This window comes from Streptomyces coeruleofuscus, assembly GCF_039532725.1.
In the GTDB taxonomy this organism is placed as follows: Bacteria; Actinomycetota; Actinomycetes; order Streptomycetales; family Streptomycetaceae; genus Streptomyces; species Streptomyces coeruleofuscus.
Window position 1 is genome coordinate 189352 of record NZ_BAAASE010000016.1, and the last position, 16202, is coordinate 205553.

The following is a 16202-nucleotide window of genomic DNA, read 5'->3' on the forward strand; positions in this document are numbered from 1 at the left end:
GTCGACTGACCCGGCGTCAACTGGGCCGGGGAGCGATGGCACTGGGCGGTGCGCTCGCCCTGGTCTCCTTACCGGCGGGCCCCGCCGAGGCCGCCCCGACGACCGGCCACCGCCCCACGCTGCGGCACGGCTCGGCCGCCCGCGCCGGACTGCTCCCCTCCCATCTGCGCCAGCTCGTCACCGACGCCGAGGCCTTCCTCGGCCCCTCCCCCGAGCACCCCTGGTACGCGGGCGCCGTCCTGCTCGCCGGACGGGGCGGCACCGTCGCCCTGCACCGGCCCATCGGCATGGCGGTGCGCTACCGGGCCTACGACGAGAAGACCGACACCGGCGTCGAGTTCCCGGCCGGTGAGCAGATCCCCATGGCCGAGGACACCGTCTTCGACCTGGCGTCGGTGTCGAAGCTGTTCACCTCGATCCTGGCCGTGCAGCGGATGGAGCGGGGCGAACTGGAGCTGGAGGCGAAGGTCGCCTCGTACCTGCCGGACTTCGGCCGCGCGGGCAAGCAGGACATCACGATCCGTCAGCTGCTGACGCACACCTCTGGTTTCCGCGCCTGGATCCCGCTGTACAGCGCGCCGACGCACGAGGAGAAGCTCCAGCTCATCTGGGACGAGGCTCCGGTCAGCGCGCCGGGCACGGCGTATCTCTACTCGGACCTGAACCTCATCTCGCTCCAGCTCGTGCTGGAGCGGATCACGGGCCGCTCTCTGGACGTCCTCCTCCGCGACGAGATCACGGCGCCGCTCGGCCTGCGCCGCACCCGCTACAACCCGCCCGCCTCCTGGCGGCCGAGAATCGCGGCCACGGAAGACGCGCGGGCTCCCTGGTCCGGGTTGGACCGGGGCCTGGTGTGGGGTGAGGTGCACGACGAGAACGCCTTCAGCCTCGGCGGGGTCGCGGGCCACGCGGGCGTGTTCTCCGACGCGTGGGACCTCGCGGTCCTCGGCCGTACGCTGCTCAACGGCGGTGTCTACGGACGGGCACGGATCCTGGAACCGGAGTCGGTGGAGCTGATGTTCACCGACTTCAACACCGCGTTCCCCGGGGACGAGCACGGCCTCGGCTTCGAGCTCTACCAGCACTGGTACATGGGGGCCATGGCCACCCCCCGCAGTGCCGGGCACACCGGCTTCACGGGCACCTCGCTGGTGCTCGACCCGACGACCGACTCCTTCCTCGTCGTCCTGGGCAACTCGGTGCATCCGGTGCGCAGTTGGCGGTCCGGGTCGGCTCCCCGCGTGGCCGCCGCGGACAATCTGGCGCGGGCCGTTCCGGTCCGGCCGGTGTCGGGACGCAGGGCCTGGTTCTCCGGGATGGCGGTCTCCGCCACAGCGACGCTCACCCTCCCCGCGCTCGACACGTCGTCCGGCCGGGCGCGACTGCGCTGCGCGCTGTGGTGGGACACCGAGCCCGGAGCCGACACGCTGGTCCTGGAGACGACGGCCGACGGGGGCACGACCTGGCAGCCGGTTGCCTTCAGGACGTCCCACAGGGGCGAGGAACCCCGGCAGCACCCCTCGGGCTCGGTCACGGGCTGGTCCGGCCGTGTCTGGCACCGGCTCACCGCCGACCTCCCCGCCGCGCGCCGGCTGGCCCTGCGGTGGCGGTACACGACCGACCGGCGGTACGTCGGCCGTGGGGCCTACGTGGACGGGTTGCGTGTGGACGCGGCCGACGGCGTCCTCTTCGACGAGGCGCGCCCGGCGGACGCGGCGCGCCTCGAAGCGGTGGGATGGACGCCGTCGGCCGACTGAGCCGGTCCGGTCACTGGTTGAAGACGGCCTTCTGCACCTCGTTGGGGCCGTCGAAGCGGTCATCCTTCAGGCCGTCGAGGGTGCTGACGACCTTGTCGTCGGCGTGGTTGCTGCGGGCACGTTCCACCAGGTGCTGCTTGTCCGTCGGGTAGTCCATGCCCTTCAGGGCCTTCTGAAGGTCGGTCGGGCTGAGCTCGGCCATGAGAGCCTCCCGTGGGTGGTGCGACCGTCCGCGCGGGGCGGCCGGCTGGTACGGATACCTTCGTGCTGTCGGAGTGCCCCACAGGACGGCAGTGATTCAGTCGTTCCCGATTTCCAGCACCGCCATGGCCGCGTTGTGCCCCGGCACCCCGCTGACCCCTCCCCCGCGTACCGCGCCGGCCCCGCACAGCAGCACGTTCGCGTGCCCGGTCTCCACGCCCCAGCGGCCGGTGCCGTCCTGGGCGTGGGGCCAGCTCAGATCGCGGTGGAAGATGTTGCCGCCGGGCAGCCCGAGGTCCCGCTCCAGGTCGAGGGGCGTCCGGGCCTCGATGCAGGGCCGTCCGTCCGCGTCGGTGGCCAGACAGTCGGTGAGCGGTTCGGCCAGGTGGGCGTCGAGCTGGGCGAGTGTCGACTTCAGCAGCTCCTCGCGTACGGCGTCGTTGTCCCGCTCGAACAGGCGGGCCGGGGTGTGCAGGCCGAAGAGGGTGAGCGTCTGGTAGCCCTGGTCGGCCAGGTCCGGGCCGAGGATGCTCGGGTCGGTGAGCGAGTGGCAGTAGATCTCGGAGGGCGGCGCGGCCGGCAGGTCACCGGCGGCGGCCTGGGCGTGGGCGGTGGCCAGCTGCTCGTAGCCCTCGGCGATGTGGAAGGTGCCGGCGAACGCCTCGCGTGGATCGACGGCGCTGTCGCGCAGCCGTGGCAGCCGCGTGAGCAGCATGTTCACCTTGAGCTGGGCGCCCTCGGCGGTGGCCGGGGGCGTGTCGCCGGTCAGTTCCGCCAGCGCTTGCGGGGAGGCGTTCACCAGGACGTGCCGGGCGGCGACGGTGCCCTCGCCGTCGGCGGTGCGGTAGGTGACCTCGGCCTCCTGGCCGTCCGTGGCGATGCGCAGCGCCTCGTGGCCGGTGGCGAGGACCGCGCCCGCGGCGCGGGCGGCGTCGGCCAGTGCGTCGGTGAGGGCTCCCATGCCGCCGACCGGCACGTCCCAGTCGCCGGTGCCGCCGCCGATCACGTGGTAGAGGAAGCAGCGGTTCTGCTTCAGCGACGGGTCGTGGGCGTCGGCGAAGGTGCCGATGAGCGCGTCGGTGAGGACCACGCCGCGCACCAGGTCGTCCGCGAAGTGCTCCTCGACGGCGACCCCGAGCGGCTCCTCGAACAGCATGCGCCAGGCCTGCTCGTCGTCGAGCCGGCGGCGCAGCTCCTCGCGGGCGGGCAGCGGTTCGGTGAGGGTCGGGAAGACGCGCTGGGCGACGCGGCCGGTCATGCCGTAGAACTCCTGCCAGGCCCGGTACTCGCGGTCGGAGCCGGTGAGCCGGGCGAACGCCTCCCTGGTCCGCCGTTCGCCACCGCCGACGAGGAGTCCGGTGGGGCGGCCGTCGCGTTCGGCGGGCGTGTAGGAGGAGATGGTCCGGGTGCGCACCCGGAAGTTCAGGCCGAGGTCCCGCACGATCTTCTTCGGCAGCAGGCTGACCAGGTACGAGTAGCGCGACAGCCGGGCGTCGACCCCGGCGAACGGCCGGGTGGACACGGCCGCGCCGCCGGTGTGGTCCAGCCGCTCCAGCACCAGCACGGAACGGCCTGCCCGGGCCAGGTAGGCGGCGGCGACCAGGCCGTTGTGGCCGCCGCCGACGATGACGGCGTCGTACGTCCGGTGTGCGCGGGGTCCCTCGGGTGCGGTCATGGTTCTTCGTAACACGGGGTGATCCAGGTCGGCCAGACGAACGGCGACCGGGTGCGACCTGCTCCTCGCACGACGCCGCCCCCGTCACCCCCCGGCCGACGCCCGCTGCCCGCGCAGGGCCGCCACCCTCCGGTACAGCGCCACGGCCTCGTCGCTCCGGCCCAGCTGCTGGAGGCAGTGCGCTTCGTCGTTGCGGCTGGCGAGGGTGTCGGGGTGGTCCGGGCCGAGGACGCGTTCGCGGGCGACGGCCACCCGGCGGTACTCGGTGAGCGCCTCGGACCAGCGGCCCAGCCAGCCCAGGCCGACGGCGACCTCGCGGCGGCTGACCAGGGTGTCGGGATGGTCGGGACCGAGGACCCGCTCGCGGACGGCGCTCACCTCCCGGGACTCGGTGAGGGCCTCCTCCCAGCGGGCGAGCCGGCCGAGGTTGACGCAGCGGCCGTGGCGGGCGCGCAGGGTCTCGGGGTGCGCGGGTCCCTGGGCCCGGGTGCGGTCCGCGGCCAGGGCGGTGTAGAGGTCCAGGGCCTCCGCGCTGTGGCCCAGGCGGCCCAGGCTGATGCCGATCTCGTGGCGGGCGGCGAGCGTGTCGGGGTGGTCGGGGCCGAGGGCACGGCCGCGGGCCTCGGCGACCTCGCGGTACGTCTCCAGGGCCTCGGGCCAGCGGCCGAGCTGGCCGAGCGCGTAGGCGACCTCGTAGCGGGTGACCAGGGTGTCGGGATGGTCGGGGCCGAGCACCCGGGCGCGGGCGGCGGCCACCTCGCGGGCCATGCGGTAGGAGTCCTCCAGGCGGCCGAGGCGGCTGAGGTTGAAGGCGAGGTTGTGCCGGCAGCGCAGGGTGTCCGGGTGGTCGGGGCCCATGGTGCGCTCCCGGGCGGTGAGCACCGACGTGTACACCCGGTGGGCGTCGAAGGGGCGGCCGAGCTGGCCGAGCACGTAGGCCATCTCCTGGCGGGCGGCGAGCGTGTCGGGGTGGTCGGCGCCGAGCGTGCGGATCCTGGCTTCGGTGACGTGCTTGTACTCGCGCAGCGCGTCCGGGGCGCGGCCGGTGCGACTGAGGGTGAAGGCGACCTCGTAGCGGCTGGCGAGGGTGTCCGGGTGGTCGGGGCCGAGCAGGTGCTCGCGTTCGGCGGCGACCGCCCGGTGCACCTCCCCCGCCTCCGCCCAGCGGCCGAGCCGGCCGAGGCTCAGGCCCGCGTTGTGCCGGCCGGCCAGGGCGGTGAGGACCTCCGGGGACGGGGCGGGCCGCTGCTCGGGGGCGGGCTCCTCGACGGGGCCGGTGGCGGGCCGCGCGATCCACTCGCCCGACAGGCCGGAGGCCGGGTCCGGCGGCGTGCTGCGCAGTCCGGCGCCTGCCGCCTTGTGGCCGGTGGTCATGCCGTGCGTCCAGGACGGCAGCCGGCCCGCGTGCGCCAGCGCGTCGGGAGCGGGCCGGGCCGCCACGACGGTCGGCACATAGGCGGGCGCGGCCCGGTGCGCGCTGATCCGGCGGGCCAGCTCACGGGCGTCACCGGGGCGTTCACCGGGTTCCTTGGCGAGCAGGTCCAGGATGACCCGCTCCAGGTACCCGGGTAGTTCGGGGCGGTGCTCGCGCGGCGGGCGGGGCGGGGTGTCGCGGTGGCCGACGAGGATCGCCCAGGCGTCGTCGAGGTCGAACGGCGGTACGCCGGTGGCGATCTCGTACAGCACGCAGCCGAAGGAGTACAGGTCGCTGCGCTGGTCGACCTCGGTGCCGCCGATCTGCTCCGGGGACATGTAGTGCGGGGTGCCCATGGCGATGCCGGTGCCGGTCAGCCGGGACGTGAAGCCGATGTCGTGACCGAGCCGGGCGATGCCGAAGTCGCAGATCTTCACCGTGCCGTCGCCGATCCGCATGATGTTGGCGGGCTTCAGATCGCGGTGGACGATGCCCTGTTCGTGGCAGTAGGCGAGGGCTGCGGCGACCTGCTCGGCGATCTCCACGACGTCCGCGACCGGCAGCGGGTGCTGCTTGTTGTCCTCCAGGAGCTGACTGAGGTTGCGGCCGTCCAGCAGTTCCATGACGAGGTAGAGGACGCCGTCGGACTCCCCGAAGTCGTGCACGACGGTGATGCCGCGGTGCTGGAGCGCGGCGGCCACCCGGGCCTCACGCCGGAACCGTTCCCGCAGCACGCGGGTGAACGCGTGGTCGTGGTTCGGGCCCAGCGGTTTGAGGCACTTGACGGCGACGTGCCGGCCCAGGGACTCGTCCCGTGCCCGCCACACCTCGCCCATGCCGCCGCGCCCGATCCGGTCGAGCAGCCGGTACCGGCCGTGGATGAGCCTGGTCTCCCCCATCTCGCGCGACGCTCCCCCCGGTAGCTGTTCGCCCGCCCCTCCCCTGGCCCACCCAGTATGGCGGGCTATCGTCCAAGTTTGTACGGTGCCGGACGCGCGTCCGGGCCGAGCCTCGCCATGGCGCGCAGGATGTGTTTGGGCGGGAGTTGCCACCGCACACGTGCGGGAACGCGGCGCAGCAGGAGGCCGGTGAGACGCAGTTGCCGGGTGACGGTGGCGGGTGCGGGGGCCGGTCTGCCGTACAACTCGTGGGCGTACGGGGGCAGGGAGGCGTACGCCAGTTGTGCCACGCGCCGCCACAGCACCTCGCGCAACGGTACGAGAAGGGGATGCGTCGGCGGGCGGAGCAGGAAGTCGTCCACCTCGCGCGCCTCGGGCCCGGCGGCGAGTTCGGGGCGCACCTTCTCGAAGTACGCCACGAGTTGGGCCCGGTCGGCGGGTACGGTGCCGGGGTCGAGGCCCACCAGGCGTGCGCTCTGCCGGTGTTCGGCGACGTAGCGGTCGGCCTCGGCGTCGGTGAGCCGGAACCCGGACCTGCGCAGGACGTCCAGATAGGAGTCGATCTCGGCGCAGTGCACCCAGAGAAGGAGACCGGGTTCGTCGACGCCATAGCGCTCGCCGGTGTCCGGGTCGGTCGCCGTCAGCATGCTGTGGATCTTGCGGACTCGGGCACCCGCCCGCTCGGCGGCCTCGGTGGTGCCGTACGTCGTCGTGCCGACGAAGTTCGCGGTGCGCATCAGCCGTCCCCAGGCGTCGCGCCGGAAGTCGGAGTTCTGCATGACGCCGCGTACCGCGCGGGGGTGCAGGGCCTGGAGGTAGAGCGCCCGGATGCCGGCGATCCACATCATGGGGTCGCCGTGCGTCTGCCAGGTCACCGAACCGGGTCCGAACAGCCCGGGGTCCGCGCCGGTCATGCGATTCACCTCCGCCCGGCGCCCACGATGGCACAGTTCGAACAATCGGTCGATGCCGCCGGGTTCGTCGTCTCGCCCCAGCCGTTCGCCCCCTTGCCGTCCGATTGTTGAGATTTAACCGACCCGGTTCAAGCTTTGGTAAGGCTCTCCTTATATGCTGACGCCGCCGATCAAGCTCCCCGTCGGGCCGCTGCGGCATGCCCCACTTCCGCACGACAGGACTGACATGCGCACCACCTCCCGCGGTCTCATAGCGGCGCTCGTTCTCCCCCCTCTGCTGGCCGGCTGCTTCGCGCCGAGCGACAGCGGCGACGGCACGGGGGCCGGAGCGGGAGCGGGCGGGCGGCTGCGGGTCGCGCTGGCCGTGCCCCCGGTGCAGGCGCTCTCCCCTTACAGCAACGACGCCACCGTGCTGAGCAAGCTGTCCGTCGCCGAGGGTCTCACCGCCCTCGACCGGAACGGCACGGCCAAGCCCGGGCTGGCGAAGTCCTGGAAGCAGGACGACGACACCACCTGGACCTTCGAACTGCGCAAGGCCGAGTTCCAGGACGGCACCCAGTTCACCGCCCAGTCCGTCGTCAACGCGCTCGACCGCGCGAGCGCGGCCAAGCCCAAGCCCCGCGTGCTGAGCGACGTGGCCCTCAGCGCCAAGGCCGAGGACGCCGACACCGTCACCCTCACCACCAAGACCCCCGACCCCGTGCTGCCGCTGCGGCTGGCCAGCCCCGCGCTGGCGATCCTGTCTTCGAAGGCATACGCCAAGGACGGCGCCGTCAGCCCGGTCGGCACCGGCACCGGCCCGTTCGAGATCACCCGGCTCAGCGGCAAGGCCAAGGCGAAGCTCGACCGCTTCGACGGCTACTGGGGCGGCAAGGCGAAGGCGCCCGGCATCGACGTGAGCTGGATCGCGGACGGCACGGCCCGCGCCAACGCGCTGCGCGGCGGCGAGGCCGACATCGCCGAGTGGATCCCCACCGCCCAGGCGAAGCTGCTCGACAAGGACACGCGGCACGAGGTGCCCTCCGTGCGCACCGACAGCCTGATCCTCAACACCGGCGGCGGCCTGTTCACCGACGCCGGACTGCGCGCTGCCGCCCGGGAGGCCGTCGACGGTGCCGCCCTGGTCGACTCCGTCTTCGGCGGGTACGCCGACCCCGCGCAGGGCCTGTTCGGGCCCGCCGTGCCATGGGCCGCCGACAAGCGGGTGGACGTGACCGGCCGCGCCAAGGCCGACACGTCCGCCCAGGTGAAGGCCGGGACCAAGGGCAGGACGCTGCGGCTGGCCACCTACACCAACCGGGCCGAGCTTCCCGAGGCCGCGACCGTGCTCCAGCAGCAGCTGGAGAAGGCCGGGTTCACGGTGAAGCAGGACGTGCGCGAGTACACGCAGATGGAGGCCGACCTCCTCGCCGGGAAGTACGACGCCCTCGTCTTCTCCCGGGTCACGCTCCTCGACACCGGTGACGCGGTCGACTACCTCGCCAGCGACTTCACCAGCGAGGGCGTCTACAACATCCCCGGACTGAAGGACGGCGCGGTGGACAAGGCCATCCGGGCCGCCGCCGCGGAACGCGACACGAAGCGCCGCCAGGAGAAGATCATGCGCGCGGAGGCGGAGATCCTGCGCACCGACGCCGTCGTTCCGCTGGTCCACGAGCAGGCGGTGCAGGGCATCGCCACCGGTGTCGAGGGCGTGCTCCTCGACCCGCGCGAGCGCTCCCTCGTCGACGTCGACACGCACGCCGGGTAACGCATGAGCGTCGCCCACGCCCCCGCCGCCCGCCTGTCCCTCTGGCCGGCGGCGGCCGGCCGTGTGCTCGCCGGAGCAGCGCTGCTCGGTGCGGTGGCCCTGCTGCCGTGGCTGACCGGCGCGGACCCGGCCCGCACGGTGCTGCGGGCCCGTTCCGCCGACCAGAACCCGACAGCCGCGGAACTGGCCGCCGTACGGGAGCAGCTGGGGCTGGACGAGGGGCCGTTCGCGCATCTCGGGCACTGGCTGGGCGGCCTGCCGCGCGGGGACGCGGGCGTCTCGTGGGTCTCCGGCGAACCGGTCATGCCGCAGGTGGGGACCGCTCTGTCGGTCTCCCTGACGCTGGTTCTGGGCGCGTTCCTGGTGACCGCCCTGGTCGCCGCGCTGGTGTGCACCCGCACCGTGTTCCTCGGCTCCCGGCGACGGCTGCGGCAGGACCGGGCGGGCACGACGGCCGCCGTGCTGGCCGCCCTGCCGAAGTTCCTGCTCGCCTCGGTGCTGGCGACCGTGTGCGGGGTCTGGTGGGGGTGGTTCCCGTCCAGCGGCTGGGAGGGGCCGCAGTCGATGGTGCTGCCCTCGCTCGCCCTCGGCATCCCGTCGGGCGCGATGCTCGGCGGGCTGCTCGACCAGGCGCTGCCCGCCGCCTTCCACGAACCGTGGGCGCGCACGGCGTACGCCGTCGGGCTCCCGCCCGGCAACATCGCCCGCAACGCGCTGCGCCGCACCCTGCCCGGCATGCTGCCGCAGTTGCTGCCGACCGTCGTGGCCCTGGTCGGCGGTGCGGTCGCGGTGGAGAAGATCTTCAACATCCCGGGGCTCGGCCGGCTCGCCCTGGAGGCCGCCGTGGCGCAGGACCTCCCGGTGCTCCAGACCGCGACCCTGGCGCTGGTCCTGCTCGGCGTGAGCGCCGGCATCCTGATCCGGGCCCTGCGCCACACGCTCCTCGGCCGCCCCCTGCGCGACGGCGCCCTGCCGACCCTGCACCGGCCCCCGCTCGTCCCGCCGCGTTCCCTGCGCTGGATCACCGCGGCGTGTTCGGTGGTCCTGATCGCCCTCGTCACGGCGGGCCTCCTGCGCGACCCCTTGCAGGTCGACACGGCGGCGCGGCTGGTGGCCCCGTCCCTCGAACACCCCCTGGGCACGGACGCGCTGGGCCGGGATCTGCTGGCCCGGCTGGGCCACGGGGCGCTGCGCACGGCCGGTGTCGCCCTCGTCGTGACGGTGGTCAGCGCGGTCACCGGGCTGCTGCTGGGCATGGCTCCGCGGGCGAGCGCCGGTCCGACGGAGGTCGTGTCGACCCTGCCCGCGGTCCTCTCCGGACTGCTCATCGCGGGCGTGACCGGGCCGTCGGTGTGGGGCGCGGCGTGCGCGGTCTGCGTGGTCGGCTGGAGCCCGTACGCCGCCCAGACGGCCGCGCTGCTCGAACAGGAACGCGCGAGCGGTCACATCGCCGCGTCCGTCGCACTCGGCGCGGGACGGCCGCACCTGCTGCGCCGTCACCTGCTCCCCGCGGTGCTGCCGGCCCTTCTCCGCAACGCCCTGCTGCGGCTGCCGACCGCCGTCCTGGTACTGGCCTCGCTCGGCTTCCTCGGCCTGGGCGAACAGCCGCCCACCCCCGAGTGGGGCCGGCTCCTGTCGGAGAACCAGCCGTACGCCGAACTCGCCCCCTGGACGGTGCTCGGCCCGGCCGCCGCGCTGGTGGTGCTCTCCGTGCTGGCGGTGACGGGCAGCGCGCTGGGACGCGGGAAAGGCGAGTAGCAGGCGCCCCGTCCCGTGGAGTCCACGGGACGGGGCGCCTGCTGCTCGCCTTTCGGACGGGGCCTTCAGACGGGGCGCGTCTCGTCGACCACGTAACCCCGCCTCTTGTCCACGACGTTGCGCAGAGGGCGGCCTTCGACGTGCCGGGTGAGGTTGTCGAGGAACACCTCGACGAGCGCCTCCCGCTCGCTGGTGGTCTCCCCCGCCGTGTGCGGGGAGATCATGACACCGGGCATGTCCCACAGCGGCGACCGGACCGGCAGCGGCTCCTGGCCGAAGACGTCCAGGGCGGCGCCGGCGAGCCGGCCGGCGGCGAGGTGGTCGACGAGCGCCTCCTCGTCGACGAGTCCGCCCCGGCCCACGTTGATCAGGCGGGCTCCCGGCTTCATGGCCGCCAGGACGGAGGCGTCGACCATGCCCCGGGTGTCCTTGGTCAGGGGCGCGGCCAGGACGACGTAGTCCGCCTCCGTCAGGGCGGCGGGCAAGGTCGTCGCACCGTGGACCGTGCCGAAGTCGGGGTCGTCCGTGCGGGCCTTGCGGCCGGCGCCGCAGACCCGCATCCCGGCGGCCCGCAGCAGCCGGGCGATGGCCCGGCCGATGGGCCCCGTGCCCCAGACCAGCACCGTGCGTCCGGTGATGCCGTCACTGGGGCGCGGACGCCACTCGCGACGCCGCTGGTGCTCCCAGGTGCCGGGGAAGTCCTTGGCGAGGGCGAGGATCAGGCCCAGCACGTACTCGGCGGTCGGCCGGTCGTAGACGCCGCGGGCATTGGTCAGGACAACGCCCGGATCGTCCACCAGGGCGGGGAAGAGCAGGGAGTCCACGCCCGCGGAGGACGCGTGTACCCAGCGAGGTGCCTTCTCGGGGTTGTCGGGCCAGGCCTCTCGGATGGCCGGGGTGATGGTGACCCAGGCCAGGAGCGCGTCGGCGCCGGGGAGGAGGTAGGGCAGTTCCTCCTCGGTGGCGTAGACGGTGTCCGCGAGGCGTTCGATGAGCCCAGTGGCGGGTGGCCGGTTGCCCCGGTAGAGGACCACGAGTCGGTCGGGCATGTCAGCCTCCGACAGGGACTGCGATGTACTTGTACTCGAGGAACTCGTCGATGCCGACGCGTCCTCCTTCGCGGCCCAGGCCGGACTGCTTGACGCCGCCGAAGGGGGCGGCGGGGTTGGAGACGAGCCCGGTGTTGAGGCCGATCATGCCGCTTTCGAGGCGTTCGGCGACGCGCAGGGCGCGGTCGAGGTTCTGGGTGAACAGGTAGGCGGCGAGGCCGAATTCGGTGTCGTTGGCGGCGGTGATGGCCTCGTCCTCGTCGTCGAAGGTGAGGAGGGCGGCGACCGGCCCGAAGACCTCGGTGTCGATGATGGCGGCGTCGTCGGAGACGTCGGTGAGCACGGTGGGCGGGTAGAAGCAGCCGGGCCCTTCGGGGAGTTCGCCGCCGGTGAGCACCTTCGCGCCGCGCTTGACCGCGTCGCGGACGACGTCGTGGGCCTTGCTGCGACCGGCGATGTCGATGAGGGGACCGACGTCGGTGCCGGGTTCGGTGCCGTCGCCGACGGTCAGGGCGGCCATGCGGGCGGCGAGGCGGGTGGCGAACTCCTCGGCGACGGAGGTGTGGACGTAGATGCGGTTGGCGGCGCAGCAGGACTCGCCCATGTTGCGCATCTTGGCGACCATGGTGCCTTCGACGGCGACGTCGAGGTCGGCGTCGTCGAAGACGATGAGGGGGGCGTTGCCGCCCAGTTCCATGGAGGTGCGGATGACGGTGTCGGCGCACTGGGCCAGCAGGATCCGGCCGACCTGAGTGGAGCCGGTGAAGGAGAGTTTGCGGATCTGCCCGCCGCGCAGCAGCGGCTCGACGACACCGGCGGCGTCGGTGGTGACGACGATGTTGAGGACGCCGTCGGGCAGACCGGCTTCCTTAAGGATCGCGGCGAGGGCGAGGCTGGTCAGGGGGGTTTGGGGGGCGGGTTTGAGAACGATGGTGCAGCCGGCGGCGATGGCGGGGCCGATCTTGCGGGTGCCCATGGCCAGGGGGAAGTTCCACGGGGTGATGAGCAGGCAGGGGCCGACCGGCTGGCGGGTGACCAGGAGGCGGTTCCTGCCGTCCGGGGCGGTCATCATGCCGCCGTCGATGCGGACGGCTTCCTCGGAGAACCAGCGGAAGAACTCGGCGCCGTAGGCGACTTCGGCACGCGCCTCCGCCAGGGGCTTGCCCATCTCCAGCGTCATCAGCAGCGCCAGGTCCTCGGTACGCGCGATGATGATGTCGTAGGCGCGGCGCAGGATCTCGCTGCGGACACGGGGCGGGGTGGCGGCCCAGGCCGCCTGCGCGGCGACCGCCGCCTCAACGGCACGCCGCCCGTCGGCCGGGGAGGCGTCGGCGACCCGGCACAGCTCCTCACCGGTGGCCGGGTTGTCGACGGACAGAGTCCGGCCGGACTCCGCGTCCTGCCAACCGCCGCCGATGAAAAGCTGCTTGGGAACATCGTGGACGACAGTCATCTCGAGGTCTCCTTGTATGCGTAGAGGTGCGCTGCCGCAGGGTCAGCGGATGCGGTCCAGCGTCTTGTAGTAGGCGCCCGCGAAGGGCAGGAACCAGGCGGTGCCGTTGTAGAGGGGGATGCGGGGCGGGGCCAGGTCGCGAACCGGGCTGACCTCGGGGTGGCCGTCCATCACCTCGGCCATGACCTGCCCCATGTGCGTGGCCATCTGCACGCCGTGGCCCGCGTATCCCATGGAGTAGTACACGCCGTCCTCGGTCTGCCCGGCGTGCACGATGCGGTCCATCGCGAAGCCGACCGAGCCGCCCCACACGTACTCGACCTTCGTCCGGGCGAGTTGGGGGAAGATCTCGCACATCTCACGGAACAGGACCGCTCCGCTCTTCTTGTCCGAGGTGGGGTCGGACGGTGCGAAGCGGGCGCGTCCGCCGAACAGCAGACGGTTGTCCGGGGTGAGCCGGAAATAGTGGCAGACCTGGTTGGAGTCGACGATGAGGCGGGCCTTCGGGATGATGTCCCGGGCGAGGTCCTCGCCGAGCGGCTCGGTCACGATGATGAAGCTGCCCAGGCAGACCTGCTGGCGGCGCAGCCACGGGAAGTTCTTGTCGGTGTAGGCGTCGGTGGCCATCATGACCTGCCCGGCGCGGATCACACCGCGCTCGGTGCTCACCTCGAAACGGCCGGCGGGGGTACGCCGCACGCCGATGGCCGCGTTGCGCTCGTGGATCTCGACACCGGTGCGCTCGCACGCCTCGGCCATGCCGCGCACGAAGCGGCCGACGTGCAGTGCGGCGCTGAGCGGGTCGAGCAGGCCGCCGTGGTAGGCGTCGGATCCGATCTCGGAACGCAGCTCGGACTTGCTGACCAGTGTGGTCTCGTGGCCGAAGTACTTGGCCAGGTCGCGCTGTTGGGCCTTCTTGTTCTCGAAGTGCGCGGGACGGGAGGCCACGCCCAGGCGTCCGACGCGACGGAACTGACAGTCGATGGACTCCTCGTCCACGAGCCGCTCGACGGTGTCCACGGCCTCGCCGTAGGAGTTGTATATCTCGCGGGCCCGCTCGAGTCCGTATCGGCGGATGGCCTGGCTCACGCCGATCGTGAAGCCCAGGTTCGCCATGCCGCCATTGCGCGCTGAGGCCCCGGAACCGATCTGGCCCTTCTCGACGAGGGTGACACGGGCGCCCTTGCGGGCGGCGTGCAGGGCGGTGGACAGACCCGTCAGGCCAGCGCCGACGACCACCAGGTCGGTGTCCTCGGTCAGTGGCTTGCCGGACCGGTCGGGGAACGCCCCGGCGGTTTCTATCCAGTACGGGATCGTCTTCATTGCGGGTCTCCTGCGGGGAAGTTTTCGGGGGATCCCGGCCGGGCACCCACTCGGGTGCCCGGCCGACGGCGCTGTCAGCGGTAGCGCGGCCCGTGCCGGCGCAAGGCACAGGTGAGGGGCGGCAGCAGGTGCGGCTGAGCGGTGGCGGCGGTGGTCATACGGCTTCGCCTCCGGGTGCGGCGATGCCTGCCGTGTTCTCGACGGAGAGCAGGGAGTTCTGGCGTCCGGAGCCGAGCCAGCGGACCAGGGCCACCAGGGCGAGGGCGAGGATCGCGAAGGCGATGAGGATGGCGCTGATCGCGGTCACGCTGGGGTCGATGTCGAAGGTGAGGGAGTTGTAGACCTGCACCGGGAGGGTGACGGTGTCGACGGAGGAGAGGAACTGGGAGATGTAGAACTCGTCGAAGCTGGTGATGAAGGAGAAGATCGCGGCGGCGATCATGCCGGGGGCGGCGAGGGGGAAGGTGATGCGCCGGGCGATGGTCAGCCGGTTCGCGCCCATGCTGGCGGCGGCGTCCTCCAGCCGTTCGTCGATGCCGCGCAGGGTGGCGATGAGGATGAGGACTGCGATGGGTGAGGCCAGCACGGTGTGGCCGAGGGCAATGGCCAGCGGGCTCCCCAGCATTGCGGCCGGCTCGAACAGCAGGAACAGGCCCAGCGCGGTGACGATCTGCGGGATGAGCAGCGGCCCCAGCACCAGGGCGTAGACCGCGGAGCGCAGCGGCAGTTCGCTGCGCGTCAGCGCGGTCGCCGCGGTCACACCGATGATCAGCGAGAACACGGTGCTCAGGCAGGCGACGAACGCGCTCAGCGACAACGCGGCCGGCCACTTGCTGCCGTCGGCGAACAGTGCCTTGTACCAGTTCAGCGTCCACGCCTCGGGTGGGAAGGCGGCGAAGGCGTTGTTGCTGAAGGAGGTGACGAGGATGACGACGATCGGCAGGGCCAGGAACAGCAGGATCACGGTGGCGACCGCCGTCAGGGCGATCCGCCCGGCGAGGGTCTTGCGCAGCTCCATCATGAGTTGCTCCTCTTCTTCCGGCTGGCGCCCAGGGAGCTGACGAGCTTGACCAGCAGCAGTCCGGCGAAGGTGAGCAGCAGCAGGATGACGCCCTGGGCGGCCGCCCCGTTCCACTGGTTTTCCTTGGTGACCTGCTGGTTGATGAGGGTGGCGATCATCGTCTGGTTGGGGCCGCCCATCAGGGCGGGGGTGATGTAGTAGCCCAGGGAGAGGATGAAGCTGAGCAGTCCGGCGCTGGCCAGGCCGGGGGCGACCAGCGGCAGGTAGATCCGGCGGAAGATCGTCACGCGTCCCGCGCCCATGCTGGACGCGGCCGCCAGCAGGCGGCGGTCCACGCCGCGCATCACCCCGTACAACAGCAGCACCGTGTACGGCAGCATCATCGAGGTGGTACCGATGACCACACCGAGCTCGTTGTAGAGCAGCTGGAACGGCCCACCCGGTACCAACTCGTTCACCAGGCCCTTGTCACCCAGCAGGATGATCCAGCCGTAGGTGCGCACCAGGGCGCTGATGAAGTGCGGAACGACCACGATCAGCATCGCCAGGGCCGCCCACACGGGCTTGAGCCGGGAGATCGCGTTGGCCAGGAGGAAGCCGAAGACGAGGCTCAACAGCGCCGTCTCCGCCGAGATCCGCAGCGTCGTGAACAGCACCGACAGATTGACCCCGGTCAGCGCCTCGACGTACCAGTGCAGCGTCAGGGAGCCGTCGGCGTTCTTCAGGCTGAGGAACAGCGTGGTGAAGATCGGGTAGACGAACAGCACCAGCAGATAGACGACGATCGGCAGCGCGTAGAGGATCCCGACCCGGGTCTTGCGCGAGGCCAGGAGCTTGCGCGGACGGGCGGGGGCAGTGGCGGTGAGGGCGGCCATGACTCACCCTCCCTGTTCGTCGACGAAGAGATTCACGTCCTCGGGATCGGTGGTGATCCCGATCCGCTCGCCGGTGACGGGGCCGCGGCCGGCCGGTACCTCCAGGCGCAGCA

General features: G+C 72.2%; 12 protein-coding genes. 3 read left to right on the plus strand and 9 right to left on the minus strand.

Annotated elements, in window-relative coordinates; translation table 11 throughout:
- The first annotated feature begins 35 nt into the window (after positions 1–35).
- Complete coding sequence (locus tag ABFX81_RS40020) at positions 36–1757, plus strand: serine hydrolase domain-containing protein (protein WP_346139472.1); 1722 nt, start codon at positions 36–38, stop codon at positions 1755–1757.
- Positions 1758–1767: 10 nt separating this feature from the next.
- On the opposite strand, the gene ABFX81_RS40025 is transcribed toward ABFX81_RS40020, so the two are convergent.
- The 4 genes from ABFX81_RS40025 to ABFX81_RS40040 form a co-directional block, all read right to left on the minus strand.
- Positions 1768–1959, minus strand: coding sequence for a DUF2795 domain-containing protein (locus tag ABFX81_RS40025; RefSeq protein WP_346139474.1), 192 nt, complete (start codon positions 1957–1959; stop codon positions 1768–1770).
- A 96-nt stretch (positions 1960–2055) separates the two neighbouring features.
- Positions 2056–3633, minus strand: coding sequence for a phytoene desaturase family protein (locus ABFX81_RS40030; protein WP_346139475.1), 1578 nt, complete (start codon positions 3631–3633; stop codon positions 2056–2058).
- Between the two features lie 84 nt (positions 3634–3717).
- Positions 3718–5946: a serine/threonine-protein kinase gene (locus ABFX81_RS40035; RefSeq protein ID WP_346139476.1), complete on the minus strand. Its 2229-nt coding sequence runs from the start codon at positions 5944–5946 to the stop codon at positions 3718–3720.
- 65 nt (positions 5947–6011) lie between these two features.
- Positions 6012–6860 carry an oxygenase MpaB family protein gene (locus ABFX81_RS40040; protein WP_086852792.1) on the minus strand — a complete coding sequence of 283 codons (849 nt, stop codon included), beginning with the start codon at positions 6858–6860 and terminating at the stop codon, positions 6012–6014.
- A gap of 226 nt (positions 6861–7086) precedes the next feature.
- Between ABFX81_RS40040 and ABFX81_RS40045 the strand changes: the two genes are divergently transcribed.
- Both ABFX81_RS40045 and ABFX81_RS40050 read left to right on the plus strand, forming a co-directional pair.
- A complete protein-coding gene (locus tag ABFX81_RS40045; RefSeq protein ID WP_086852791.1) occupies positions 7087–8610 on the plus strand; it encodes an ABC transporter substrate-binding protein in 1524 nt (507 codons plus the stop codon).
- Between the two features lie 3 nt (positions 8611–8613).
- Positions 8614–10368, plus strand: a complete 1755-nt coding sequence (locus ABFX81_RS40050) for an ABC transporter permease subunit (protein WP_086852789.1) — start codon at positions 8614–8616, stop codon at positions 10366–10368.
- A 65-nt stretch (positions 10369–10433) separates the two neighbouring features.
- Here ABFX81_RS40050 and ABFX81_RS40055 read toward each other — a convergent pair whose 3' ends face one another.
- From ABFX81_RS40055 to ABFX81_RS40075, 5 genes are all read right to left on the minus strand, one after another.
- The gene (locus ABFX81_RS40055) at positions 10434–11417 is read right to left on the minus strand and encodes an NAD(P)-dependent oxidoreductase (RefSeq protein WP_086852787.1); all 984 of its coding nucleotides are present in this window, start codon (positions 11415–11417) and stop codon (positions 10434–10436) included.
- Position 11418: 1 nt separating this feature from the next.
- Positions 11419–12870, minus strand: a complete 1452-nt coding sequence (locus ABFX81_RS40060) for an NAD-dependent succinate-semialdehyde dehydrogenase (RefSeq protein WP_346139477.1) — start codon at positions 12868–12870, stop codon at positions 11419–11421.
- Between the two features lie 42 nt (positions 12871–12912).
- Complete coding sequence (locus ABFX81_RS40065; protein WP_346139478.1) at positions 12913–14193, minus strand: NAD(P)/FAD-dependent oxidoreductase; 1281 nt, start codon at positions 14191–14193, stop codon at positions 12913–12915.
- Positions 14194–14347: 154 nt separating this feature from the next.
- Positions 14348–15214: an ABC transporter permease gene (locus ABFX81_RS40070; RefSeq protein ID WP_346139479.1), complete on the minus strand. Its 867-nt coding sequence runs from the start codon at positions 15212–15214 to the stop codon at positions 14348–14350.
- Complete coding sequence (locus ABFX81_RS40075) at positions 15211–16089, minus strand: ABC transporter permease (RefSeq protein WP_346139480.1); 879 nt, start codon at positions 16087–16089, stop codon at positions 15211–15213. The genes ABFX81_RS40070 and ABFX81_RS40075 overlap by 4 nt, the downstream gene beginning before the upstream one ends.
- Positions 16090–16202 lie beyond the last annotated feature (113 nt).